This is a genomic window from Mesorhizobium japonicum MAFF 303099 (assembly GCF_000009625.1).
Classification (GTDB): domain Bacteria; phylum Pseudomonadota; class Alphaproteobacteria; order Rhizobiales; family Rhizobiaceae; genus Mesorhizobium; species Mesorhizobium japonicum.
In genome coordinates this window covers 4,425,697-4,448,975 of the sequence record NC_002678.2, presented here as the reverse complement: position 1 = coordinate 4,448,975, position 23,279 = coordinate 4,425,697, and the positions used below count along the sequence as shown (strand labels likewise).

Below are 23,279 nucleotides of genomic sequence, written 5' to 3'. Positions count from 1 at the left end.
CCCGGCCCGAGTTTCGGCTCGGAACCCGTTGCGAGATTTTCAGCACCAGGGCAGAGCCACTACGACAAGCTTGCCCGCGCCATCGATGCAAGCCTCATCTATACGTCGAAGTCGCGCACCAATCCGGAGGTTTCGCCGACCTCGGAGGCTTGATCCTCTGCGACGACCCCAAATTCCGCCGCTGCGAAAGAGATGAAGCTGCGCAGGCGCGGCGTCATGCGTCGATCGCGATGGTAGAGGAGCGACATGGGTCGTTCGCGCAGATGCCAATCGGGAAAAAGCTGGACGAGCTGCCCGGCCTGCACATCAGGGCTGAGAAGGATGGCTGGTTGCATGACTACACCCAAACCCGCGCGGGCGGCCGTCCGCACCGCCTGGCCGCTGTTGACCGTAACCGTCCAAGCGGGCTCCACCTCCACTACGTCGCCACCTTTCGACATCCTCCAGGGCGACCGCGCTGCTGGAGTGAAGCCGACGACTTCGTGGCTAGAAAGCTCGCTAGGGTGTTCTGGCATGCCTTTGCGCACCAGATAATCCGGCGCGGCACAGATCATCATCCGGTAGGGAGCAAGGCTGCGCGCAATCAGGTGATTGTCGGGAAGCGTGCCGATGCGGAACGCTATGTCGAAGCCTTCCTCCACGAGATCGACGTTTCTGTCCGTCAGCGTGATGTCGAGCGTCACTTCGGGGGCAAGCTCGCGATAGCGCCGCAGCGCGGGAACCAGAACTTCCGCCCCGAATGTCGTCGGCGCCGTGACCCGCAACTGCCCGCGTGCTCCCGTTTGCAGCGCCTCGGCCTCCCGATCCGCGATGGCCACGCGGTCGAGGATGTCCCGGCATTGCTCGATGTAACTTGCCCCAAAATCAGTCAGGCTCTGACGGCGTGTGGTCCGGTTCAGAAGGCGTGTACCCAGCCGCTCTTCCAAAGCCGCGACATGCTGCCCGACCATGGCCGGAGAGAGCCCCACTTGGGCAGCAGCGGAGCTCATCGAACCTGCCTGAACGGTGGCCACGAAAACCTGCATGGAGCGAAAGAGGTCCATTCAATACCAACGCTTTCAAATGATCCAATAATTTTGACAATTATCAGCCACATGCCTTCCAATTACAACGCCCGTGACCAAACCCACTCAGGAGCACGGCGTGGCACAATCACGGTTTAAACAAAGAACAGTCCTCATCACTGGCGCGGGGACGGGCATGGGCCGTGCCGCAGCCCTTCGCTTGGCCGAGGAGGAAGCACATCTCGTCCTTGTCGGGCGGCGGCCGGAGCCGCTCGAACGACTGGTTTCGGACATTGAGGCCGCAAGCGGCACCGCCATGGCGATTACCTGCGATATTTCGCGAGGTGATGCGGTCGCTGCGGCCGTGGAAAAAACCATCGCTCGCTTCGGACGCTTGGACGCACTGTTCGCCAACGCAGGAGTGCTAGGCGAGTTCAAGCCGCTGGCGGATACCGAGACGGACGACTTCGATGGGCTCATCGCCACGAACTTGCGCGGAACGTTTCTAACCATCAAGCATTGCCTGCCGTTCCTGGAAGGTGGCGCCGTCCTGATCAACGCCTCGTGGACCGCGAGCAGCGTGATGCCAGGCGCCGGGGCATATGCGAGCACGAAGGGTGCACTGCTGGCCATGATGCGCACGCTCGCGGTGGAACAAGGCCCTCGAAACATACGGGTCAACGCCATCAATCCGGGGATCATCCTCACGCCGATGGCCGACGATGTACTCAGTCCTGATCTGGCCGCCCGGCTTGCCGCGCACACGGCATTGCGCCGAAACGGGACACCGGAAGATGTTGCGGGTACGGTTGCCTGGCTTCTTTCGGACGATGCGGCCTTCGTGACTGGCCAGGAGATCATGGTGGACGGCGGCTATACGATCGGAGGTCTCCGGCTGTGAGCGACGCACAGCGGAGATCGGTCAGTTACCGGTGCCAGCCGTCGATGCGCAGGCCGCTCAACCGCTCGGCCTCTTCGCGGGAAACGCAACGGATAGGCTGGGTGAAGGTCCAGACATGGCCCTCCGGATCGCGGGCCCGGTACTGGCGTTCGCCGTAGAACTGGTCCGTCGGCTCCTGGATTATGTCGGCGCCGGCCGCCTGCGCCTGCTCGCAATGCGCATCCAGGCCACCCTTCAGCCTGACATAGACCGACTGCGTGTTCTTGCCCGAGACCGAAGCCGGGCTCGCGACATAGTCGCTCCATTCGGAATCGACGATGATAGTGCAATCGCCGAACCGCATTTCGGCGTGGACGAGGTTTCCGTCGGCGTCGCTCACCACCATGCTGCGCTCGAAGCCGAAAGCCGCTTCGAGCCACACCAGCGCGGCACGAGGATTTCTGTAAAATACGCCGGAACCCAGACTTGAATGCTTGAATGGGTCGTCCACCGTCATCGGCAGCGGAAACTCAGGCCTGTTCGGTGCGCGCCGTGGCGCGCCGGCGGCGCTCGCCCTTCTGGCTTTGCACGATGCGCACGCGCTTGACGCGGCGCGGATCGGCATCGAGCACATGGAATTCGAAGCCTGGAATGGCCTGTACCACCTCGCCCCGCGCCGGCACGCGGCCAAGCGTGTTGAAGATCATGCCGCCGATCGTGTCGACATATTCGCCATGTTCGCCGGCGGCGAAATCCTCGCCGATCATCTTGGCGACCTCGTCGATCTCGGCCTTGCCGTCGACGATGAAGACGCCGTCACCGGCCTGGGTGATCATCGGTTCGTCGTCGTCATGCTCGTCCTCGATGTCGCCGACGACCATTTCGACAATGTCCTCGAGCGAGACAAGGCCGTCGGTGCCGCCATATTCGTCGATGACCAGCGCCATCTGCGTACGCGTCGTCTGCATGCGGCCCATCAAGTCGGAAGCAAGCATCGAGGGCGGCACGAACAGAACCTGGCGGATCAGATTGAGCTCGCCGATGGTGCGCGCGAGGTCGACCTGGGCAAGATCGAGCTGCGTGGCTACGGGCGTCTTCCTGGTCGTGCGCCCCTTTTTGACGCGCGCGAGCTTGGTGATGTGGGCCAGCACATCACGGATATGGACCATGCCGCGCGGGTCATCGAGCGTCTCGGAATAGACCGGCATGCGGGAATGGCCGGATTGCTCGAAAGTGCCCAGGAGATCGCCAAGCGTTGTGGTGATCTCGACCGCTTCGATATCGGCGCGCGGCACCATGACATCCTCGACGCGCACTTCGCGCAGCCGCAGGATGTTGTTGAGCATGGCGCGTTCGCCAGGCGAGAAGGATTCGGCGTCGCTCGCCGTCTCGGCCAGCGCGCCGGCGATTTCCTCACGCAGGCTGGTGCCGTTGCGTTGCCTGAACAGGCCCAAAACACGGTCGAACAGGGAGGGTCCGGCAGGCGAAAGCTCGCTGGCTGCACTGCCGGTAACGGTACTCGGACTTGATCCCTCTTCCGACGTATCGGAAGCCTTGGGCGCACTGCCGGCGTCGGGGCGGGCGGCAGTTTCTGGTGTGTCGTTCATCGTCGTCCGGTCAATTGTCAGATGTAGTTACGCGTAGGGATCGGGAATGGCAAGCCTTGCGAGCGCTGCGCGTTCGATCGCCTCCATCGCCTCGGCCTCGGCGTCGGTCTCGTGATCGTGGCCCAGCAAATGCAGCAGGCCGTGGATGACGAGATGGGTGATATGGTTCTGCACGGGCTTGTCTTCCAGTGCCGCCTCGCGGGAAACCGTCTCGGCGGCTAGCACGATATCGCCCAGCATCGGCGGCAGCGGGCCCCCTTGTGCGAACGGAAAAGCCGGGAAAGACAAGACGTTGGTGGGTTTGTCCTTGCCGCGCCATTCGGCGTTGAGGGTCCGGATATGGGCGTCGTCGGAAAAAACGACGCTGAGCTCGGAACGGCCTGTCACGCCGGTCTCGGCGAAAGCGGCGTCAACCGCGCGGTCGACTAGCCGCGCCAAGCCGGCCTCATCGGGCCAGTCGCCCGCTTCGACCGATATATCGATGTCGACGGGGGGCCCCCCGTCGCCGGATAAATTGTCCTCAGGCATGAAGCCGCATTGTCAAAATCAATTCTCGGCGCCGAGGCCGCGCGCCAATTTGGCGTCGCGGTCATAGGCCCTGACGATTTCCGCCACCAGCGGATGGCGGACCACGTCGACATCGTTGAAACGCACGGTGACCGCGCCGGCCACGCCGTCGAGGACTCGCAAGGCTTCGACCAGGCCCGATTTGGTGCTCGGCGGAAGGTCGATCTGCGTCGGATCGCCGGTGACGATCATGCGCGAATTCTCGCCAAGACGGGTCAGGAACATCTTCATCTGCATCGGCGTGGTGTTCTGCGCCTCGTCGAGGATGACCGCGGCATGCGCCAGCGTGCGGCCGCGCATAAAGGCGAGCGGCGCGATTTCAATGACTTCGGCGGCAATGGCGCGCTCGACCTTGTCGGCCGGCATCATGTCGTAGAGCGCGTCATAGAGCGGCCGCAGATAGGGATCGACCTTTTCCTTCATGTCGCCAGGCAGGAAGCCCAGCCGCTCGCCGGCCTCGACTGCCGGCCGCGACAGGATGATGCGCTCGACCATGCCGCGCTCGAGCAGCATCGCCGCATGCGCCACCGCCAGATAGGTCTTGCCAGTGCCGGCCGGACCGATGCCGAACACCAGCTCCGACCGTTCCAGCGCCCGCATATAGGCGTCCTGGTTCAGCGAACGGGCATAGATGGTCTTTTTGCGGGTGGCGATCTGTGCAGCGGAGACCTTGCCCTTGCGCTCCAGCGTCGGCAGCGTCAGCTGATCGTCGGCGGCGACCGCCATGCGCACGGCACCATCGACGTCGGACTGGCCGATATCGACGCCCTTCTGCAGGATGCCGTAGAGATTGTCCAAGGCGCGGCGCGCCTGTTCGGCGGCTGAAGCCGACCCCTTGATGGTCAGCTGGTTGCCGCGCGAGCGGATATCGACGCCGAGCTTCTGCTCGAGCCGGGCGAGGTTCTCGTCGAACTGACCGTAAAGGGCGCTGGCAAGCTTGTTGTTGTCGAAAGTCAGAACGATGTGCGCCATGTCAGAAGCCCCAGATGCCGGTACCGGGGGCAGGTTCTTCAGCTCTGCTGCGCTCAACCGTCTCTCCTCATCTGCCGAGACCATCAGGCCAATTCGGCGAACAGGCTATTGTAGCCCGTCTTCGTGATTCGCACCTGGATAATGTCACCGATTTCGCCGGCCTTTTCATCAACAATAACCGGCTGCAGCCAAGGTGTGCGGCCAACCTTCTGGCCGGCCTGCCGGCCGGGCTTCTCGATCAGCGTGTCGATGGTGCTGCCGACCAGGCTCGAACCGAAGCCCTGCTGCTGCTTCAACAGCAGTGCCTGCAGGCGCTGCAGCCGCTCGTCCTTGAGCGTTTCGGGCACATGATCAGGCATCTCGGCGCCCGGCGTGCCGGGGCGCGGCGAATATTTGAACGAAAAGGCCGAGGCGTAGTTCACCTGGCGCACCAGTTCCATGGTCGCCTCGAAATCGGCCTCCGTCTCGCCGGGGAAGCCGACGATGAAGTCGCCGGACAAAGCGATATCGGGCCGCGCGGCACGGATGCGGTCGAGCAGGGCCAGATAATCCCTGGCCGTGTGCCTGCGGTTCATCGCCTTCAAGATGCGGTCGGACCCCGATTGCACCGGCAGATGCAGATAGGGCATCAACGACGGCAGGTCGCGGTGGGCTGATATCAGTTCGTCGTCCATGTCGCGCGGGTGGCTGGTGGTATAGCGCAGCCGCGCCAGTCCAGGGATTTCGGCCAGCCGGAACAGCAGGCGGCCAAGGCCCCATTCCTCGCCGTTCTCGCCTTGGCCGTGCCAGGCATTGACGTTCTGGCCAAGCAGCGTCACCTCGCGCACGCCGGCTTCGGCCAGACGTTCGGCCTCGGCGACGATCTGCGCCACCGGCCGCGACACTTCAGAGCCCCTTGTATAGGGCACGACGCAGAAGGTGCAGAACTTGTCGCAGCCCTCCTGCACGGTGAGGAAGGCGGTGACGCCGCGCTTGATGACCTCGGCGCGCTTGGGCTGCGGCAGATGGTCGAACTTGTCTTCGATGGCATAGTCGGTCTCGACGATCTTCTCGCCGCCGCGCACCCGCGCCAGCACGTCGGGCAGACGGTGATAGGTCTGCGGCCCGATGACCAGGTCGACGGCCGGCGAACGGCGGATGATCTCAGCGCCCTCGGCCTGCGCCACGCAGCCGGCGACGCCGATCAGCAGTTCACGGCCGGCGATGGCGCGCTCCGCCTTCATGTCACGGATGCGGCCGAGCTCGGAATAGACCTTTTCCGCCGCCTTCTCCCTGATATGGCAGGTGTTGAGCAGCACCAGATCGGCCTCGTCGATGGCATCGGTCGCGGTGTAGCCGTCGGCGGCCAGCGCATCGCCCATGCGCTGTGAATCATAGACGTTCATCTGGCAGCCATAGGTCTTGATGAAGACCTTTTTCGCGGCCGTGGCGCGCACTGCCGGCTCTCCGGCCACGCTGCCGATGTCGTCGCTTTCAATCGTGTTCAAGTCCATCCGGCGGCTTCTAGCGCCTTTCCGTGACAAAAAACAGACGATTCTCGGCATGTGCAGATAGGCGCACGGCCCGGCTCTAGTGGCTCGGGCGCGGATCGGCGAGTGCCGCCTGCATCATCTCGCGCACCTGGCTTTCCATCAGCCTGGCCGTTTCCTTGCGGTTCGAGCCCTTGGCAAAGGCGATTGGCTCGCCGAAATGCACCTCGACGTCGAGCGCGCCTTCCGCCATCAGCACCTTGAGATGCGGCATCAGGTCCTCGTCGCCGATCCAGGCCGACATCGGCCGGTGGCGGCGGCCGAGCGGCACGCCGTGCAGGCGCGTATAGGCGATCGCCACAGGCTGGATGAACACTTGCTCGGCCGCGCCCTCAGAAATCGCCATCGAGGCGGCGCCGAAAAGCGTGCTCTTGAACGGCAGGACGGCATTGCCGTCACCGGTCGAACCCTCGGCGAACAGCACCATGGCATCGCCCTTGGCCATGCGATTGGCGATCTCGCTTGCCTGGTCGCCGGAGGAGCGCTTGCGTTCGCGCTCGATGAAGACGGTGCGCTGTAGTTTCGATAGCATGCCGATCAGCGGCCAGCCTTCCATATCGGCCCTGGCGATAAACTTCACATCGGCAAAAGAGCCCAGCACCATGATGTCGGTCCAGGAGATGTGGTTCGAAGCAACCAGCAAGGGGCGCTTGTCGGACAGCGTTCCCTTGACATGGACGCGCATGCCGAGCGCCCTGAGGATCAGCCTGTGCCAGATCTTGAGAATGACGGTTTCCGGCCACCAGCCGGTCTTCATCGACAGGATCTGCAATGGCACCAGGACCAGCGAACCGGCGACGACAAGGCCCAGGGCCAGGAAAATCCTGATTTTTCCGATCATACTGTCCTGGCCCTACCCGATCTCTCGCTAGCGAAGATCGCGGCGCATGACAAGCGCGCCGGTCGGCCCGCGATCGGGCGACTTGTAGTAATCCGGGCGCTTGCCGACTTCGCGGAAGCCCAAGCGACGGTAGAGGGCAATCGCGGCGACATTGGTCTCGTCGACCTCCAGGAACAGCGCTTCGGCACGCTGCGCGTGCAGTTCTCGCAGCACCGCATCCATCAGCTGCCAGCCGAGACCCTGCCGGCGATGGGATCGCGCCACCGCGACCGTCAGGATCTCGCCCTCGCCAGCGGCCAGCCGGGCCAGCACGAAGCCGACAGGCGGCTTGGCGCCCTGCCCGGTCTCGCGCGCGGCGTAACCGAACACGGTGTCCTGCTCGAGCAGGGCGGCGAACTCGCCATCGGTCCACGGACGGACAAAGTCCTCACGATGCAGCACCGAGACCGCGGGGCTGTCGGTGATCCTGAGCGGCTCGAGCGCATAGTCCCGGCGGCGTGGTTGGAGAAAAGGTATGCGCATTATTTCTGTTGCCTTGATAAAATAAATCCGGCTTGCGGCTTGGCGTCGGCACCGCGCAGATAAAGCGGTTTCGGCCTTTCGCCCTCGCCTTTGGCGGAGGCCAGACGTGCATATGTGACAATGTCGGCCGTGGCCGTCCGAGGGCCGATGTCGAAGGTGCGCGCGGCCGAGGCCGCGATCTGTGCGGCTGCTGTCCCGGCCAGCACCAAAGACTGTTCCGTCGCCATGGCCACGGCGTCCGCAAGTGTGGTTACCGCTGGACCGTAAGTCAAAACTAACGCTTTGTCGTACAACGCCGCATGGATTTCGTCGCGACCGGCATCGAGTGCCGCCAACACGGCGCGGCCGGGAAATGCCACTGCGGCCTCGGCGGCCAGCGCTTCGAGCGTCGTCACGCCGATTGCGGGAATTTTCAACGCCAGCGCCAGGCCGCGCGCGGTCGACACGCCGACGCGCAGACCGGTAAAGGAACCGGGGCCGACAGAGACGGCAATGGCGCCAAGGCCGGCATAGTCGGTTTCGCCCACCTTCAACGCCTCGGCGATGACGGCCATCAGGTGCTCGGCATGACCCTTGCCGAGATCGAGCACCGAGCGGCCAAGCTCCCTCCCGACCGCCGCGTCGTAGACGCAGGCGGCGCAGAGGCTGGCGGCACAGTCGATGGCAAGCACATTCATGAAACGCCGGTTCCGAAAAACAACTTCCCTGTGCCCGCCAAGGCGCGCCACCGCAAGCATAATTTGTTAAGCGGCTTCGGTTCCGCCGCCGCTGTCAGGCCCGTTCGATGCGCAGCATATGGTTGTCCCAGACATAGTCCGGCTCAGACCGCGTCGCGCCGCTGCCCTCGATGATCTCGCCGGCCCCCGTGGTGGCGATGAAGCCCGATCCGTCCGGCGCCAGGCCGCACACCTCGACCAGCGCGCTGGACGAGACCACCCGGCCGCTGGCCGCATCGATCACGACAAGCGAATTGCCTTCCGGCGACGAGACGGCGACGCTGCCGGCTGAAAGATTGGCGGCAACCGAGCCGATATAGTTGCGGAAACCGGACAGCACGTCCTGCGGCATGTCGAGAAGCTGCAACTCCTTGCCGCGCACGGCGCGGCCGACCAGCAGCGGACGATCCGTGCCCGGCCCCCGGTACTGGCAGCCAAACCAGACGGTGCCGGACGGGTCGGTATCCATGTGACGGATCGACAGCTGGTGCAGGGAAGCCGGCAATTCATGCTTTTCGATGAGGTCGCCGGTGACGCGGTCGATGAGCACATAGGACGGCTTCATGGTGGCGATGTTGAGCTCGGCGCGGCCATAGTCCGGATGGGTCTCGATGCCGCCATTGGCGACCGCCATCGTCCGGCCGTCGCCCAGGAGCAGGAGCTCGTGCGGGCCCATGCCATAGGTCGGGAATTCGCCGACGCGACTGAATTTCGCCCGCGCATCGTAGATACCGATGACGCCGGCCGCGTTGTCGAAATCGTTCTCGGTGGCATAGAGCAGCGCGCCATCGGGCGAGAACACGCCATGGCCGAAGAAATGCCGGCCGGAGATGCTGGCGACGGTCTGCGGTGCGTCGCGGCCCGAATGATCGAAAACGACGGCGAAGGTGCCGGGCTGGCGGGCGAAAACCACCGAACGCTTTGATATGGGATCGAAAGTGACGTCATGGCCGCGGTCGGGCAGGTCGATCGCATGCAGCACCTTGCCGGCCTCGGACAGGATGGCGGCACCAAAACTGCCGTCGCGCTTGACGAAAGCGGTGGCGAAAACGGCGTTGGCGGCAAGCGTCTTCGCCCAGGCAGACGGCGCCATCACGGCAGCGAAGCCGATACCGGCGGCCCTCAGAAAGTCGCGACGGTCGATGAGCGGCGTACGCATGCTCAATCCCCATCCAGCGACGAAAAGCCAGCGGTCAGGCTGAATTCGGCGGTCAGCCTGGTGCCGATCAGGGTCGACAGGCTGGAGGTGATCAGCGCGAAATGCTCGAGCTTTTCGCGCAGCGCCGGGTCGGCGAGCGTCTTGTCGATCGGACCCTGGATCGACCTCGCGGTGGCGACGCCGTTTACCAGCTGGATATGGATGGACTCCGCCATCCAGCGTGCATCGGGCGGCAGCGCATCGCCAAGTTTCGAGGCCTGGAACAACGCATCGACGCCGGAGAGATTTCCAGCCAGCGCATTGGCTGTGTTTTGCGATCGCCAATAGATCGCCTGTTTCGGCTTGTCCGCATCCGCCTTGCCGCCAAGGAACCCTTTCAGGCGGACATCCCTGACCATCTCCAGCTCGTTGATGAAGACGCCGACCAGTTCCGTCACCGCTTCGTTGCCGTCGCGGTAGAGCGCATTTTGCGGCCCCGGATTGGCCCAGAGTGCGGCAAAGCCGTCCGGCTTGTTCCAGGCCGCGCTGACGTCACCGGCCATGGTTTCGATGTTGCCGGCAACCGCCGCGCCATAGGCGCAGCGATAGGGATCATCCTTGCCCGCCAGCGCGTCGGCGCCGTCGCCGAAAAGCACGAATTCCAGCGCGCCGAGCCCCTGCATGGCGACGCTCTTGCCGGCGAGCTGTGCGGGATCGCTAGCGGTCGGGTCCTTGTCCGCCAACGCCGCCTGCACCTGTTTCAGGCCAATGCTCTTGCGATCCGGCCAGTAGAGGATGCGCTCCAGCCGATTGTTCTCCTTGATCGGCCCGAAACCGATGATTTCGGCCGACGACCAGGCATAGACCGTGGCCGAAAACTCGGCCCGCGCCGCATCGAGTTCCCCTTGCGAGGGCGCTTTGCAGAGCGTGTGCATCGCTCGCGTCAACGCTTCCGCATGCTGGTGCAGGTCGGCATAGGCCGGGCGGACAAAGCCGTCGATCGCCCCCTGGATGATGTCGGAGGCTTTCACCGCCGCCGAGGCCGGGAAAACACCGAGCAGAGCCAGGGGAAGAACGAGAACCAGTGTAGAGCGCTTCAACATCACAGTGACTCCAGGAATTTGACCAGCGCATCGCGCTCGGCCGCATTGGCGGCGGCAAAGCGGTCGCGCGCCTTCTGCGCCTCGCCACCATGCCACAAGACCGCCTCGGTCAGGCTACGTGCGCGGCCATCATGCAGAAAGAAGGAGTTGCCGTTGACAGTTTCGGTGAGGCCGATGCCCCACAGCGGCGGGGTGCGCCATTCGCTGCCCGTCGCATCGCCCACCGCCTGGCCGTCGGCCAGGTCGGGCCCCATGTCGTGCAGCAGGAAATCGGAATAGGGCCAGATCAGCTGGAAGGCCTGCGCCTTGTCAGGCGCATCGCGGCGGGTGACGAATTTCGGCGTGTGGCAGGAAACGCAGCCGATCTCATAGAAGAGCTTCTTGCCGGCGAGCACATCAGGCGCAGCGAGATCGCGGCGCGCAGGCACCGCCAGGTTCTGCGAATAGAAGGTGACGAGATCCATCACCGGCGGCGGCGCTTCGACCGGACCGAGGCGCGCCTGCACGCCATTCGGCATGGCCAGGCATCTTGCCTCAGCGGCGGTGCATTCGCCCCAGTGTTTGGGTTCTTCCGGCGTCGAGATGCCGATGTCGCCGGCAAAGGCGTCAGCCGCCTGCTTGCGGATCGATGCGGTCTGCGCCTTCCAGCCGAAACGGCCAAGCGTCAGTTCGCCACTCAAACCGTCACGCACGATGTTCGGCTTGCCGGAGATGCCGTCATTGTCGCGGTCTTCCGGATCGGCATGGGCTAGAATGTCAGCCGGCGCGATCTGCTCGATCAGGCCAAGGCCGATCATCGGCGGCGTTAGCCGCGGCGACAGCGTGGTGCGCGGATCAAGCGGCCCATAGCCGAGATCGGTGGCGGAATAGCTGGGCTTGCGCAGGGAAACCATCGTGCCGTCCGCCAGCGTCACCTGCCGTTCCTGGTAATCGACGCGCATCCGGCCTTCGCCGCGCAAGCCGGGCACGGCCAGCTCCTGCAACTGCGTTCCATAGACCGGGTCGGGGAAGTTGAGCAGCTCGCGGTCGGCAAGGGCTGACTTTTCCTTGGCGTTGCTGGCGTCACGCGCCAGCCGAAGGAACATCGAGGTGGTGCCGGTATCGCCTTGCGGCGGGCGACCGCGGCCGTCCTTCAGATGGCAGTTCTGGCAGGCGCGTTCGTTGAACAGCGGACCAAGCCCGTCCGACGCCTGCGTCGAAGATGGGGACGAGACCCAGTTCTTGCGGAACAAGGCGTTGCCGAGCTTGAAAGTGCCCTCTTCCTCGAAGGTGATGTTGGCCGAGGATTGCGAGAAGGAATCGCGGCTGACGTCCTTCCGTGACGTGCCGGCGCCACCTTGCATCAACTCGAACGGCTCGGGTTTGGAGAAATCCGTGGTCGGCCTGGTGACGGAGGTGACGCGCGCCTGATCCTTGGCATTGAGGTCGCTGCGCGTGGTGGCGAGCCCGGTCGGCTGAAGCTCGCCGGCAAGCGCGGACGATGTCAGCGCCAAGACGAGAATGGCGCAGCGCCGACGAGCCAGTCCGGCTGGTCTGTTCAGGCGGAACGGCGAGCCGCCGGCCCGCCGCGAGCGACGCGGGAATTCTAGCAGGCGCCGCATTCCCGCATGCCTTTACTCCGCCTCGTTGGCCGCGTCGGCGTTGAGCTGGCCGTACTTCTCCTCGCCGATCGAGGCGAGCAGGTCGAGCTGCGTCTCGAGGAAGTCGATGTGACCTTCCTCGTCAGCCAGCAGATCCTCAAACAGTTTCATCGTCACGTAGTCGCCTACCTCATGGCAGATTTCGCGCGAACGCTTGTAGGCCGTGCGCGCGTCATATTCGCCGGCAAGGTCGGATTCGAGCACCTCCTTGACGTTCTGCCCGATGCGCAGCGGCGCCACGGACTGCAGGTTCGGATGGCCTTCAAGGAAGATGATCCGGGCGATGAGCCTGTCGGCGTGGTGCATCTCCTCAATCGATTCGGCCCGCTCCTTCTTGGCCAGCTTCGTGTACCCCCAATCCTCCAGCAGACGGAAATGCACCCAATATTGATTGACGGCTCCAAGCTCCAGGAAAAGAGCCTCGTTAAGCCGCTCGATGATCAGACTTTCGCCCTTCATGGGTTCTGCTCCCGTATTGGACGCGCAGGCCTCTGACGCGATCCAGATGTGAAACGACATCGACGCCGCTCGCCTCCGAGCGGGCGTGGTAATTTTCGGTAACCCGAATGATCGTTTCGACCACATTTGGGAAACAGCCGCAACAGCGGCCACGCTTTTGCATCGCGTGATAGACCTTGGCCGGCACGATGAGTTGCCAGGGGTCCTGGTCCAGCAGCCCGATGATCGTCTGCTCGATCTCCTTCTCGGTGATGATGTTGCAATGGCAGATCAGCATTTACAGTGCTCGGATGGCTGACGGCGCCTCCCGCGCCGTGTGGCTTGTTCAGGTCCCGGAGCCCATTCCGGAGCCGATTATCAGCTTCCGGCCAGGCAGGCTCCAGGTTTCGGCGCTTACTTGAACACCTTGTCGGGTGCGTCGAGGCTGTCGGAGCCTTCGAAGGCGATGGCGTTGAGTTTCAGCGAGCCGACCGCACGTTCGATCGACTTGGTCTGGTCGATCAAGGCGTCGATCGCCGCCTGCACGGTGGCGTTGCCTGCCGTGTTGCCCTCGGCGATCTGCTGGTCATAGGCCTCGCCGGCCTCGGCCCGCGCCTTGATCGCCTCCATCTTGGCGACGGTGACGTCTAGCTTGTCGGACAGTTCCTTGTCGATCGCCGGATCGGCCGCCTTGACCATGTCGTGCACCGAAGGGCCCGAAACGACGGTGCCGTCGAGGCGCGTGTAACTGGCCAGGTAGGCGGCGCGGATACCGATCGCATCATAGAGGTGCGAATTGTAGGTGTTGTCGGAGAAGCAGTCTTGCTCCTCCTCCGGATCATGCAGCATCAAGCCGAGTTTCATGCGTTCACCTGCCAGTTCGCCATAAGACAGCGAGCCCATGCCGGTGAAGATGACCGAGATCGCCGTGTTCGGCTCGCCATCGACGAGGTTCTTGCGTGCGGCGCCGTCTTCCTTCCAGTCGTTGACCATCTTCTGCAGGTCCGAAACCAGAAGTGTGGTGGCGGATTTCAGATATTCGGCACGGCGGTCGCAATTGCCACCGGTGCAGTTCCTGAGATCGTAATCGGTGTAGGGGCGCTCGCCGGCACCCGGGCCGGTGCCATGCAGATCCTGGCCCCAGAGCAGGAATTCGATGGCGTGATAACCGGTGGCGACATTGGCCTCGACGCCGCCGGCTTGCTGCAACGTGCCTGAAAGGAATTCAGGCGAAAGCTTCGAAGCGTCGACCTTCTTGCCGTTGATCTCGATTTCCTTGTTGGCGATCACATTGGCCGTATAGAGCGAATTCGTGTCCGATTCCGTGCCGTAGCTCTTGGCGACATAGTCGATCAGGCCTTCGTCCAGCGGCCAGGAATTCACCTCGCCTTCCCAGTCATCGACGATCTTGTTGCCGAAGCGATAGACCTCGGTCTGCTGGTAGGGCACTCGCGCGGCCTTCCAGGCGTCGCGGGCGACATTGAGCGTTTCCGCCGACGGCTTGGCCAGCAGCGCATCGACCGCCTTGTCGAGAGCCTGCGCCGTGGTCAACGAATCCTCATATTTGGCAAGCGCGATATCGGAATAGGTCCTGATGACCGCTTTCGCGTCGGTTTCCGCCTTGGCAGGCAGCACGAACACCGCCGCCGTCAGCAGCGCCGTGGCACCAATCGCCGCCAGCCTGCCGCCATATCGTGCTGTCATTATCGGTCTCCAGTTTTTCGGAAATTCCATAAGCGGCGCGCGCCGCGACCGGCGCCGGGCCACGTCGTTGCCAAAAGCGCCAAGAGTTGCCGCGCCATTGCGCGGTTCGGGGAAGAAAGACACCAAAATGCCTCCAATCGAACGGGTTCAAGGCCCAGACATCAAAGGGATGCGCCAATACGCAGGCGCCCCATAAAGCTTCGACGCTGGCGGAAGTCAACGAAAATCGACAGGAAAAGCCAATTGAAACAATAGTTTAGAATTATTCTAAACTACAGAAGTCAACTTTACACCTCGACTGCACCGGCATCGCTGTCGAACTGTACGATTGACAGACGCCGTTCCGGGTGCGACCCGCAAACGCTCTCTTGTGGCGGCGCCAGACAATTGCCACTTGCCGAGAGATCCTAGGATCGAACCAGGATTTGGGACGTGATGAAGAACGGCGTGGTCATTGTCGGTGCGGGTCATGCGGGCGTGCAAGCGGCCGCCAGTCTGCGCGAGGACGGCTATGACGGACCGGTGATCCTCATCGGTGACGAGAACGAACTGCCCTACCACAAGCCACCGCTGTCGAAGACCTTCATCAAGGACGCCGAGGCCAAACCGCAACCGCTTCGGGGTGAGGCCTTCTATACCGGCAGCGTCATAGACTACCGGCCGGGCGTGCGGATCGAGCGCATCGATGCCGGCGGCCACAGCCTGGAGATATCAGGCGGCGGCGTGCTTGCCTTCGACCATCTGATCCTGGCGACCGGATCGCGCCCGCGTCTCCTGCCGCTGCCTGGCTCGGATCTGTCTGGCGTCCTGTCGCTGCGTTCGCTGGCCGATGCCCGGCTGATCCGCGACCTGAGCGCACGGAGCGAAGATGTCGTCATCCTCGGTGGCGGCTTCATCGGGCTGGAAATCGCCGCGACGCTGCGTGCGGCCGGCCGCACGGTGACGGTGGTGGAAGCGGTCGACCGGCTGCTCGGCCGCGCCGTTGCCCCGGTGGTGGCAAGCCATGTCCGCCAAAGGTTGGAAGCAACCGGCGTGCGCATCCTCACCGGCACCTCGATTGCAAGGCTCGAAGGCGAAAACGGCCACGTCGTCGCCGCGATCACCTCATCAGGCGAAAAGCTGCCGGCGCGCATGGTCATCGTCGGCATCGGCGCCGTGCCCAACGTTGAACTGGCGCAGGACGCGGGCCTCACCATCGCCAACGGCATCCGTGTCGATCACCAGATGCGCAGTTCGGTGCAAGACATTCTCGCCATCGGCGACGCCGCCTCCTACCGGCACTGGTTCACCGGCGGCGATGTGCGGCTGGAATCGGTTCAGAACGCCACCGACCAGGCGCGGCTCGCGGCGCGCACGATCACCGGTCACGCGGATGCCTATTCGGCGGTGCCATGGTTCTGGTCCGATATTGGCGACATGAAATTGCAGATGGTCGGGCTGACCGCCGGCGGCGACAGCCATGTCGTGCTGGGCGACCTGCCCGACAACAAGTTCTCGATCTACCACTATGCCGGCGACCGGTTGCTCGGCATCGAATCCGTCAACCGCCCCGGCGACCACATGCTTGGTCGCAAGATGCTGGGCGCCGGCTTCTCGCCTACGCCTGAAATGGTGGCGGCTGGACCGGATGGGCTGAAGGCGGCGCTGGCAGCTTTTCAGCAGGATGAGCCGGCACGGGCTGCGGGATAGCCGCCTTACCCTCCCGCTTGTGGGGAGGGTCGCTGCGAAGCAGCGGGATGGGGTCGGCGCCAAACCCCACCCGGTCCTGCGGTCCGAGGGGGAGGTAAAGTGGCTCAGGCAGCGCAGACTTCGCGGATCGAGCTTTCCAGAATGTCGAGCGCCTCGTTCATGACCTCGTCCTGGATGGTGATCGGTGCGAGGAAGCGGATGACGTTGCCGTAGACGCCACAGGTCAGCAGGATCAGGCCCTTGTCGAGCGCCTTCAGCCGGATGGCGTTGGCGATCTCGGCCGATGGCATGCCCTTCTTGACGTCGTTGAACTCGACCGCGTTCATGAAGCCCAGGCCCCTGATATCGACGATTTCGGGCACGTCGTCGCGGATCGACTGCAGGCGCTGCTTCAGCCGCGCGCCCAGCGTGTTGGCGCGGTCGCACAGCTTTTCGTCCTCGATCACGTCAAGCACGGCATGCGCGGCGGCAACGCCGATCGGGCTGCCGCCATAGGTGCCGCCGAGGCCGCCGGGGCCAGGCGCATCCATGATCTCGGCGCGGCCGGTGACGGCCGACAGCGGGAAGCCGCCGGCCAGGCTCTTGGCCATGGTGGTGATGTCGGCGGCGACTTCGTGGTGATCCATCGCGAACATCTTGCCGGTGCGGGCAAAGCCGGTCTGCACCTCGTCGGCGATGAGCAGCATGCCGTGCTGGTCGCAGAGCTTGCGCAGCGCGGTCAGGAATTCGCGCGGTGCCTCGTAGAAACCGCCCTCGCCCTGAACCGGCTCGACGATAATGGCGGCGACGCGGGCCGGATCGACGTCGGCCTTGAACAGCCGGTCGAGCGCTGCGAGCGAATCGGCAACCGAAACGCCGTGCAGCGGCACCGGGAACGGCGCGTGATAGACGTCGCCCGGCATGGCGCCGAAGCCGACCTTGTAGGGCACGACCTTGCCGGTCAGCGCCATGCCCATGAAGGTGCGGCCATGGAAGCCGCCGGCGAAGGCGATGACGGCCGGGCGGCCGGTGGCATTGCGGGCGATCTTGATGGCGTTCTCGACCGCCTCGGCGCCGGTGGTGACGAAGATCGTCTTCTTCTCGAACTTGCCGGGCAGCATGGCGTTCAGCCGTTCGGCCAGCCGCACATAGCTCTCATAGGGCACGACCTGGTGGCAGGTGTGGGTGAAGCGGTCGAGCTGCGCCTTGACCGCTTCGATCACCCTGGGATGGCGGTGGCCGGTGTTGACGACGGCGATGCCCGAGGAAAAATCGATGTAACGACGGCCTTCGACATCCCAGATTTCCGAATTTTCAGCCCGGTCGGCGTAGATTTGCGTGGTCATGCCGACGCCGCGCGAGATCGACTGGTTTTTGCGTTCGGAAATGGCTGAATTCTTCATGATATCCTTCATCGGGCCGGCGCCCGTCCTCGTTGATCAGATGTCTTCTGACCTTATTTCATGTTTTCCTCAAGTCGGCACCACCGGCGGGCGATTGGGCCTGCGACGGGAAGATCCCGCCCTTAACCAGTCGGGCGATACGCGTACGAGACCGGTTTCCTTTTTCCGGAGATCGATTATCCTCCTGACGCGAGGCATCGCGATCAGCGAGCGACCCGCAGCTGGGGGAGCCCATGATGAGGAACGCGACATCGTCCGTCTCGCCGCCATCCGTCAGAACCTCCAGCCTTTTGTCATTTCCAATCGCCTCGGCAATGTGCGTCTGCGCAGCCGCATTGCTGCTGGCCGGCTGCCAGAAGCAGGAAGCGGCGGACAAGAAACTGCCGATCATGGTGCGCACCGAAACGGTAGCGATGGCCGACTATGCGCCGAGAACCTCGCTGACCGGTGTGATCGCGGCGCGCACGCTGAACAATCTGTCGTTCCGGGTCGGCGGCCGTATTGCCGAGCGGCTTGTCGATGTCGGCCAGCATGTCGACCAGGGTGCGGTGCTTGCCCGCATCGATCCGCAGGAGCAGCAATCCGATCTGCGCTCCGCACAAGCCGATCTCGACGCAGCACGAGCGCAGCTGACCCAGTCCGCCGCCGCCTTCGAGCGGCAGAAGACGCTGCTTGCCCAGGGCTTCACCACCAGGCGCGACTATGACGCCGCCGACCAGGCGCTGAAAGTGGCGCAAGGCAGCGTCGATGCGGCGCAGAGCGCATTCGCCAACGCCCAGCAGAACCTGTCCTTCACCGAACTCAAGGCGGGCGCACCCGGCGTCATCACCGCCCGTCAGGTCGAAACCGGCCAGGTGGTGCAGGCGGCGCAAACCGTCTTCACCGTCGCCGAGGATGGCGACCGCGACGCCGTCTTCAACGTGCAGGAGACGCTGGTCGCCAGGACGCCGGCCTCGCCGGCGGTGACGATCACGCTGTTGTCCGATCCGCAGGTCAGGGCGACAGGCAAGGTGCGCGAAATCTCGCCGGTGGTCGACCAAGCCTCCGGTTCGATCCGGGTCAAGGTCGGCATTGCCGACACGCCAGCCGGCATGCCGCTGGGGGCGGCCGTCATCGGCTCGGTCAGCGCCAAGCCGGCGAAGGCGATCCTGCTGCCCTGGCAGGCGCTGACATCCAGCGCCGGCAAACCGGCAGTCTGGATCGTCGACCCCTCGACCAAGGCGGTGGCGACGACGCCGGTCGAGGTGCTGGCTTTCGATTCAGGCACGGTCGTCATCGCCAGCGGGCTGAACGAAGGCCAAAGCGTCGTGACCGCAGGCGGGCAGTTGCTCAGTCCCGGCCAGACGGTCGAGATATCGGGGGCGGCCCAATGAACCGGTCCATCGTGTTTGGCCTGTTCGCGCTTGGCGTGCTCGCCGCATGCTCGAAATCGGATGAAAAGCCGCCGGAGATCATCCGGCCTGTTCTGTCGGTCGTGGTCGAGCCGCGCACGACGCAAACCTTCGGCTTTGCCGGCTCGGTCGAGCCGCAGATCAGCGCCGACCTTGCGTTCCGCCTGCTTGGCCGGGTCGTCTCGCGCGACGTCAAGGTCGGCGATATCGTCAGCAAGGGCACGACGATCGCCGCGCTCGACCCGACCGCGCTGGAGCTGGCGGTGCAAGCGGCCAGGGCCGAGCTCTCCAATGCAGAGGCCCAGTTCGCCAATGCTGCCGCCAGCGAGGAGCGCCAGCGCCAGTTGCTCGCCTCGGCCAACGCCACGCAGGCCGTCTTCGATGCCGCGCAGCAGGCACGCAAAGCCGCGGAAGCCAATGTCGAGCGCGCCAAGGCTTCGCTGGCCAAATCGCAGGAGCAGCTTGGCTATGCCAGGCTGTTCTCGGATTTCGACGGCGTCGTCACGGCTGTCGGCGCCGAGGTCGGTCAGACCGTCTCGGCCGGCCAGACGGTCGTCACGGTGGCGCGCTCGGACCTGCGCGAAGCCGTGGTCGATATTCCCGATCAGTTGACCGGCGATCTGACCACAGGCACGCCTTTCCAGGTCATCCTGCAATCACTGCCGACGATCGAGACCCAGGCCAAGCTGCGCGAGATCGCGCCGCAGGCCGAGGGCTCGACCCGCACCCGGCGCGTCAAGCTGACGCTCACGGATCCGCCACAGGCCTTCCGGCTCGGCTCGACGGTGACGGCGATCCGCGTGACCAAGGTGGCACCGACGATCGAACTGCCCATGTCGGCGCTGCTGGAAAAGAACGGTGCCGACAAGGTGTGGATCGTCGATCCGCAGACATCGAGCGTGAGCACGCGCGACATCAAGGTCGCGTCGAAGAATGGCGGCACCTTCACGGTGGCCGAAGGGCTTGACGCCGGCATGCGCGTCGTCACCGCGGGCGTCAACAGCCTGAGCGAAGGCCAGAAGGTCAGAGTGCCGGAGGGGGGCGTCTGATGAAGGGCTTCAATCTCTCCGACTGGGCGCTCAGCCACCGCTCCATGGTCTGGTATTTCATGCTGGTCTTCGTCGTGGCCGGCATCTTCTCCTACCTCAATCTCGGTCGTGAGGAAGACCCCAACTTCACCATCAAGACGATGATCATCCAGGCCAACTGGCCGGGCGCCTCCGTCAAGGAGACCTTGCAGCAGGTGACCGACCGCATCGAGAAGAAGCTCGAGGAACTCGACAGCCTCGACTTCACCAGATCCGTCACCACGGCCGGCCAGACCGTCATCTTCGTCAACCTGAAGGACACCACCAGGGCGCGCGATGTCGTGCCGAACTGGCTTCAGGTGCGCAACATGGTCAACGACATCAAGGCGCAGTTTCCGCAAGGCGTGCAGGGGCCGTTCTTCAACGACCGCTTCGGCGATGTCTACGGCAACATCTACGCCTTCACTTCTGACGGGCTGACGCCACGCCAATTGCGCGACTATGTCGAGGATGCCCGCACCAAGATCCTGACCGTGCCGAATGCCGGCAAGGTCGATCTCGTCGGCGCGCAGGACGAAGCCATCTATCTCGAATTCTCGACCCGCCAGATCGCCGCTCTCGGCCTCAACCAGCAGGCGATCGTGGCAAGCCTGCAGGCGCAGAACGCGATCACGCCGTCCGGTGTCATCCAGTCCGGGCCTGAGCGCATCAGCGTGCGCGTCGGCGGCCAGTTCACCTCCGAGGACAGCCTGCGCGCCATCAATCTGCGCGTCAACGACCGCTTCTTCCGGCTGAGCGACGTGGCGACGATCACCCGCGGCTATGCCGATCCGCCGACGGCGCTGTTCCGCTTCAACGGCCAGGACGCGATCGCGCTCGCCATCGGCATGAAGCCCAACGCCAATCTGCTGCAGTTCGGCGAGGCGCTGCACAAGGAGATGAACAAGGTGCTGGCCGACCTGCCGGTTGGTGTCGGCGTGCACCTGGTGGCCGACCAGCCCGTCATCGTCGAGGAGGCGGTCTCGGGCTTCACCCGCGCTCTCTTCGAGGCGGTGGCCATCGTGCTCGCAGTATCGTTCATCAGCCTCGGCATGCGCGCCGGCTTCGTCGTGGCGCTGTCGATCCCGCTGGTGCTGGCAATCACCTTCACGGTCATGGCCTATCTCGGCATTTCGCTGCAGCGCATTTCGCTCGGCGCGCTGATCATCGCACTCGGCCTTTTGGTCGACGACGCCATGATCGCTGTCGAGATGATGGTGGCGCGGCTGGAGGTCGGCGACAATCTGCGCAAGGCGGCAACCTATGTCTACACCTCGACCGCCTTTCCGATGCTGACTGGCACGCTGGTGACCGTCGCCGGCTTCATCCCGATCGGCCTCAACTCGAGTGCCGCCGGGGAATACACCTTCACCCTGTTCGTCGTCATCGCCGTATCGCTTCTGGTGTCATGGATCGTGGCGGTGCTGTTCGCGCCGCTGCTCGGCGTCACCATCCTGCCGGCGACGATGAAGACGAAGCATCACGACCAGCCTGGGCGCCTCACCTCGCTGTTCCGGCGCGTGCTTGTCGGCTCGGTGCGCCACCACTGGCTGACCATCATCGCCACGGTGCTGTTGTTTGCCGCCTCGATCGCCGGCTTCGGTCTCGTCCAGCAGCAGTTCTTCCCGCCCTCCGACCGGCCCGAGCTGATCGTCGACTGGAACCTGCCGCAGAATTCCTCGATCGCCGAGACGCGCGACCAGATGGAGCGCTTCGAACAGCGGGCCCTGGTCGGCAATCCCGACATCGACCATTTCTCGTCCTATATCGGCCAGGGCGCGGTGCGCTTCGTGCTGGCCTATGATGTGCAGCCGGCCAACCCCTATTTCGGCCAGACCGTGATCGTCACCAAGAGCCTCGAAGCGCGCAACCGGGTCAAGCCGGCGCTGGAGAAGCTGCTGCGCGAGGAGTTCGTCGGCACCGACGCCTTCGTCAAGCTGCTCGAACTCGGGCCGCCCGTCGGCCGGCCGGTGCAGTACCGCGTCGGCGGTCCCGACATCCAGACGGTGCGCGAGCTGGCACAGCAATTCGCCGGCGTGATCTCGGCCAATGCGAGGCTGGCGGCACCCACTTTCGACTGGAACGAGCCGCAGCGCGTGCTGAGGGTCGACGTGCTGCAGGACAAGGCGCGCCAGCTCGGCATCACCTCCTCCGACATCGCCAGCGCGCTGAACAGCACCGTCGGCGGCGCCACCATCACGCAGGTGCGCGACGCCACCTATCTGATCAATGTCGTGGCGCGCTCACGCGATGCCGAACGCGGCTCGATCGGGACGCTGCAGAACCTGCAGCTGCCGACCAGCACCGGCGAGGCGATCCCTCTCGCGGCGGTGGCCAACTTCCGCTACGAGCTGGAGCAGCCGACGGTATGGCGGCGTGACCGCATTCCGACGATCACCGTGCGCGCCGGACTGGTCGGCGATACGCTGCCGGCGACCGCGGTCAACGAGCTGAAGCCGTCGGTCGATGCCTTCATCGCCAAGCTGCCGCCGCGCTATTCGGTCGAAACCGCCGGCTCGGTCGAGGAAAGCGCCAAAAGCCAGGGGCCGATCGCGGCCGTGGTGCCGCTGATGCTGTTCGTCATGGCCACCATCCTGATGATCCAGTTGCAAAGCTTCCAGCGCCTGTTCCTGGTGGTGGCGGTGGCGCCGCTCGGGTTGATCGGCGTGGTCGCGGCCCTGGTGCCGAGCGGCGCGCCTCTCGGCTTCGTCGCCATCCTCGGCGTGCTGGCACTGATCGGCATCCTGATCCGCAACTCGGTCATCCTGATCGTGCAGATCGAGGACCTGGTGCGCGAGGGCAAGGACCGCTGGGCGGCCGTCATCGAGGCGACGGAACACCGCATGCGGCCGATCGCGCTGACGGCCGCCGCGGCCAGCCTGGCGCTCATCCCGATCGCGCGCGAAGTGTTCTGGGGACCGATGGCCTATGCGATGATGGGCGGCATCATCGCGGGTACGGCGATCACGCTGCTCTTCCTGCCGGCGCTTTATGTGACGTGGTTCAGGATCAAGGAGCCGAAGCAGGGGCGGGACTAGGCGGCGCAGGCGGCGTTGCTGCTGCAGAGACGTGAGGTAAGGTCGAGTTCC

The 23,279-nt window shown here is 64.4% G+C and carries 21 protein-coding genes; 5 read left to right on the top strand and 16 right to left on the bottom strand.

The annotated features are described in order from the left end of the window. Positions 1–98 precede the first annotated feature (98 nt). Positions 99–1,043, bottom strand: a complete 945-nt coding sequence (locus MAFF_RS22720; RefSeq protein ID WP_010913313.1) for a LysR family transcriptional regulator — start codon at positions 1,041–1,043, stop codon at positions 99–101. Positions 1,044–1,143: 100 nt separating this feature from the next. Here MAFF_RS22720 and MAFF_RS22715 point away from each other — a divergent pair, with 100 nt between their 5' ends. Then, positions 1,144–1,905, top strand: a complete 762-nt coding sequence (locus tag MAFF_RS22715) for an SDR family NAD(P)-dependent oxidoreductase (protein WP_010913312.1) — start codon at positions 1,144–1,146, stop codon at positions 1,903–1,905. Positions 1,906–1,930: 25 nt separating this feature from the next. Here MAFF_RS22715 and MAFF_RS22710 read toward each other — a convergent pair whose 3' ends face one another. From MAFF_RS22710 to MAFF_RS22645, 14 genes are all read right to left on the bottom strand, one after another. Further along, positions 1,931–2,401 (bottom strand): VOC family protein, encoded by a 471-nt coding sequence (locus tag MAFF_RS22710; protein ID WP_010913311.1) that lies wholly within the window; start codon positions 2,399–2,401, stop codon positions 1,931–1,933. A 13-nt stretch (positions 2,402–2,414) separates the two neighbouring features. Beyond that, on the bottom strand, positions 2,415–3,491 hold the full coding sequence (locus tag MAFF_RS22705; protein WP_010913310.1) for a hemolysin family protein: 1,077 nt from the start codon (positions 3,489–3,491) through the stop codon (positions 2,415–2,417). A 27-nt stretch (positions 3,492–3,518) separates the two neighbouring features. Further along, positions 3,519–4,019: an rRNA maturation RNase YbeY gene (gene ybeY, locus MAFF_RS22700; RefSeq protein WP_010913309.1), complete on the bottom strand. Its 501-nt coding sequence runs from the start codon at positions 4,017–4,019 to the stop codon at positions 3,519–3,521. A gap of 18 nt (positions 4,020–4,037) precedes the next feature. Then, positions 4,038–5,030, bottom strand: coding sequence for a PhoH family protein (locus MAFF_RS22695; protein WP_019863063.1), 993 nt, complete (start codon positions 5,028–5,030; stop codon positions 4,038–4,040). Positions 5,031–5,113: 83 nt separating this feature from the next. Next, positions 5,114–6,523, bottom strand: coding sequence for a tRNA (N6-isopentenyl adenosine(37)-C2)-methylthiotransferase MiaB (gene miaB, locus MAFF_RS22690; protein WP_044548867.1), 1,410 nt, complete (start codon positions 6,521–6,523; stop codon positions 5,114–5,116). A gap of 76 nt (positions 6,524–6,599) precedes the next feature. Next, positions 6,600–7,400 carry a lysophospholipid acyltransferase family protein gene (locus MAFF_RS22685; RefSeq protein WP_010913306.1) on the bottom strand — a complete coding sequence of 267 codons (801 nt, stop codon included), beginning with the start codon at positions 7,398–7,400 and terminating at the stop codon, positions 6,600–6,602. Positions 7,401–7,427: 27 nt separating this feature from the next. Then, a complete protein-coding gene (gene rimI, locus MAFF_RS22680) occupies positions 7,428–7,922 on the bottom strand; it encodes a ribosomal protein S18-alanine N-acetyltransferase (RefSeq protein ID WP_010913305.1) in 495 nt (164 codons plus the stop codon). Continuing rightward, positions 7,922–8,599: a tRNA (adenosine(37)-N6)-threonylcarbamoyltransferase complex dimerization subunit type 1 TsaB gene (gene tsaB / locus MAFF_RS22675; RefSeq protein ID WP_010913304.1), complete on the bottom strand. Its 678-nt coding sequence runs from the start codon at positions 8,597–8,599 to the stop codon at positions 7,922–7,924. The genes rimI and tsaB overlap by 1 nt, the downstream gene beginning before the upstream one ends. Before the next feature lie 94 nt (positions 8,600–8,693). Next, a complete protein-coding gene (locus MAFF_RS22670; RefSeq protein ID WP_010913303.1) occupies positions 8,694–9,797 on the bottom strand; it encodes a DUF1513 domain-containing protein in 1,104 nt (367 codons plus the stop codon). Between the two features lie 2 nt (positions 9,798–9,799). Continuing rightward, positions 9,800–10,879 carry an imelysin family protein gene (locus tag MAFF_RS22665; RefSeq protein WP_010913302.1) on the bottom strand — a complete coding sequence of 360 codons (1,080 nt, stop codon included), beginning with the start codon at positions 10,877–10,879 and terminating at the stop codon, positions 9,800–9,802. Next, the gene (locus tag MAFF_RS22660) at positions 10,879–12,480 is read right to left on the bottom strand and encodes a di-heme oxidoredictase family protein (RefSeq protein ID WP_010913301.1); all 1,602 of its coding nucleotides are present in this window, start codon (positions 12,478–12,480) and stop codon (positions 10,879–10,881) included. Before MAFF_RS22660 ends, MAFF_RS22665 begins: the two co-directional genes overlap by 1 nt. 12 nt (positions 12,481–12,492) lie before the next feature. Next, entirely contained in the window at positions 12,493–12,978 is a 486-nt protein-coding gene (gene bfr / locus MAFF_RS22655) for a bacterioferritin (RefSeq protein WP_010913300.1), read from the bottom strand. After that, on the bottom strand, positions 12,944–13,255 hold the full coding sequence (locus MAFF_RS22650) for a (2Fe-2S)-binding protein (protein WP_010913299.1): 312 nt from the start codon (positions 13,253–13,255) through the stop codon (positions 12,944–12,946). The genes bfr and MAFF_RS22650 overlap by 35 nt, the downstream gene beginning before the upstream one ends. 116 nt (positions 13,256–13,371) lie before the next feature. Then, on the bottom strand, positions 13,372–14,661 hold the full coding sequence (locus MAFF_RS22645) for an imelysin family protein (protein ID WP_044548864.1): 1,290 nt from the start codon (positions 14,659–14,661) through the stop codon (positions 13,372–13,374). 435 nt (positions 14,662–15,096) lie between these two features. Here MAFF_RS22645 and MAFF_RS22640 point away from each other — a divergent pair, with 435 nt between their 5' ends. Then, on the top strand, positions 15,097–16,350 hold the full coding sequence (locus tag MAFF_RS22640) for an NAD(P)/FAD-dependent oxidoreductase (RefSeq protein WP_010913297.1): 1,254 nt from the start codon (positions 15,097–15,099) through the stop codon (positions 16,348–16,350). A 104-nt stretch (positions 16,351–16,454) separates the two neighbouring features. Here the strand turns inward: MAFF_RS22640 and MAFF_RS22635 are convergent, their stop codons facing one another. Further along, a complete protein-coding gene (locus tag MAFF_RS22635) occupies positions 16,455–17,732 on the bottom strand; it encodes a 4-aminobutyrate--2-oxoglutarate transaminase (RefSeq protein WP_044551165.1) in 1,278 nt (425 codons plus the stop codon). Positions 17,733–17,965: 233 nt separating this feature from the next. On the opposite strand from MAFF_RS22635, the gene MAFF_RS22630 reads away from it, so the two are divergent. The 3 genes from MAFF_RS22630 to MAFF_RS22620 are packed head-to-tail and all read left to right on the top strand — an operon-like array spanning position 17,966 to position 23,228. Beyond that, the gene (locus tag MAFF_RS22630) at positions 17,966–19,105 is read left to right on the top strand and encodes an efflux RND transporter periplasmic adaptor subunit (protein ID WP_032932882.1); all 1,140 of its coding nucleotides are present in this window, start codon (positions 17,966–17,968) and stop codon (positions 19,103–19,105) included. Beyond that, positions 19,102–20,172 carry an efflux RND transporter periplasmic adaptor subunit gene (locus tag MAFF_RS22625; protein ID WP_010913294.1) on the top strand — a complete coding sequence of 357 codons (1,071 nt, stop codon included), beginning with the start codon at positions 19,102–19,104 and terminating at the stop codon, positions 20,170–20,172. Before MAFF_RS22630 ends, MAFF_RS22625 begins: the two co-directional genes overlap by 4 nt. Next, complete coding sequence (locus tag MAFF_RS22620; protein WP_010913293.1) at positions 20,172–23,228, top strand: efflux RND transporter permease subunit; 3,057 nt, start codon at positions 20,172–20,174, stop codon at positions 23,226–23,228. Before MAFF_RS22625 ends, MAFF_RS22620 begins: the two co-directional genes overlap by 1 nt. Positions 23,229–23,279 lie beyond the last annotated feature (51 nt).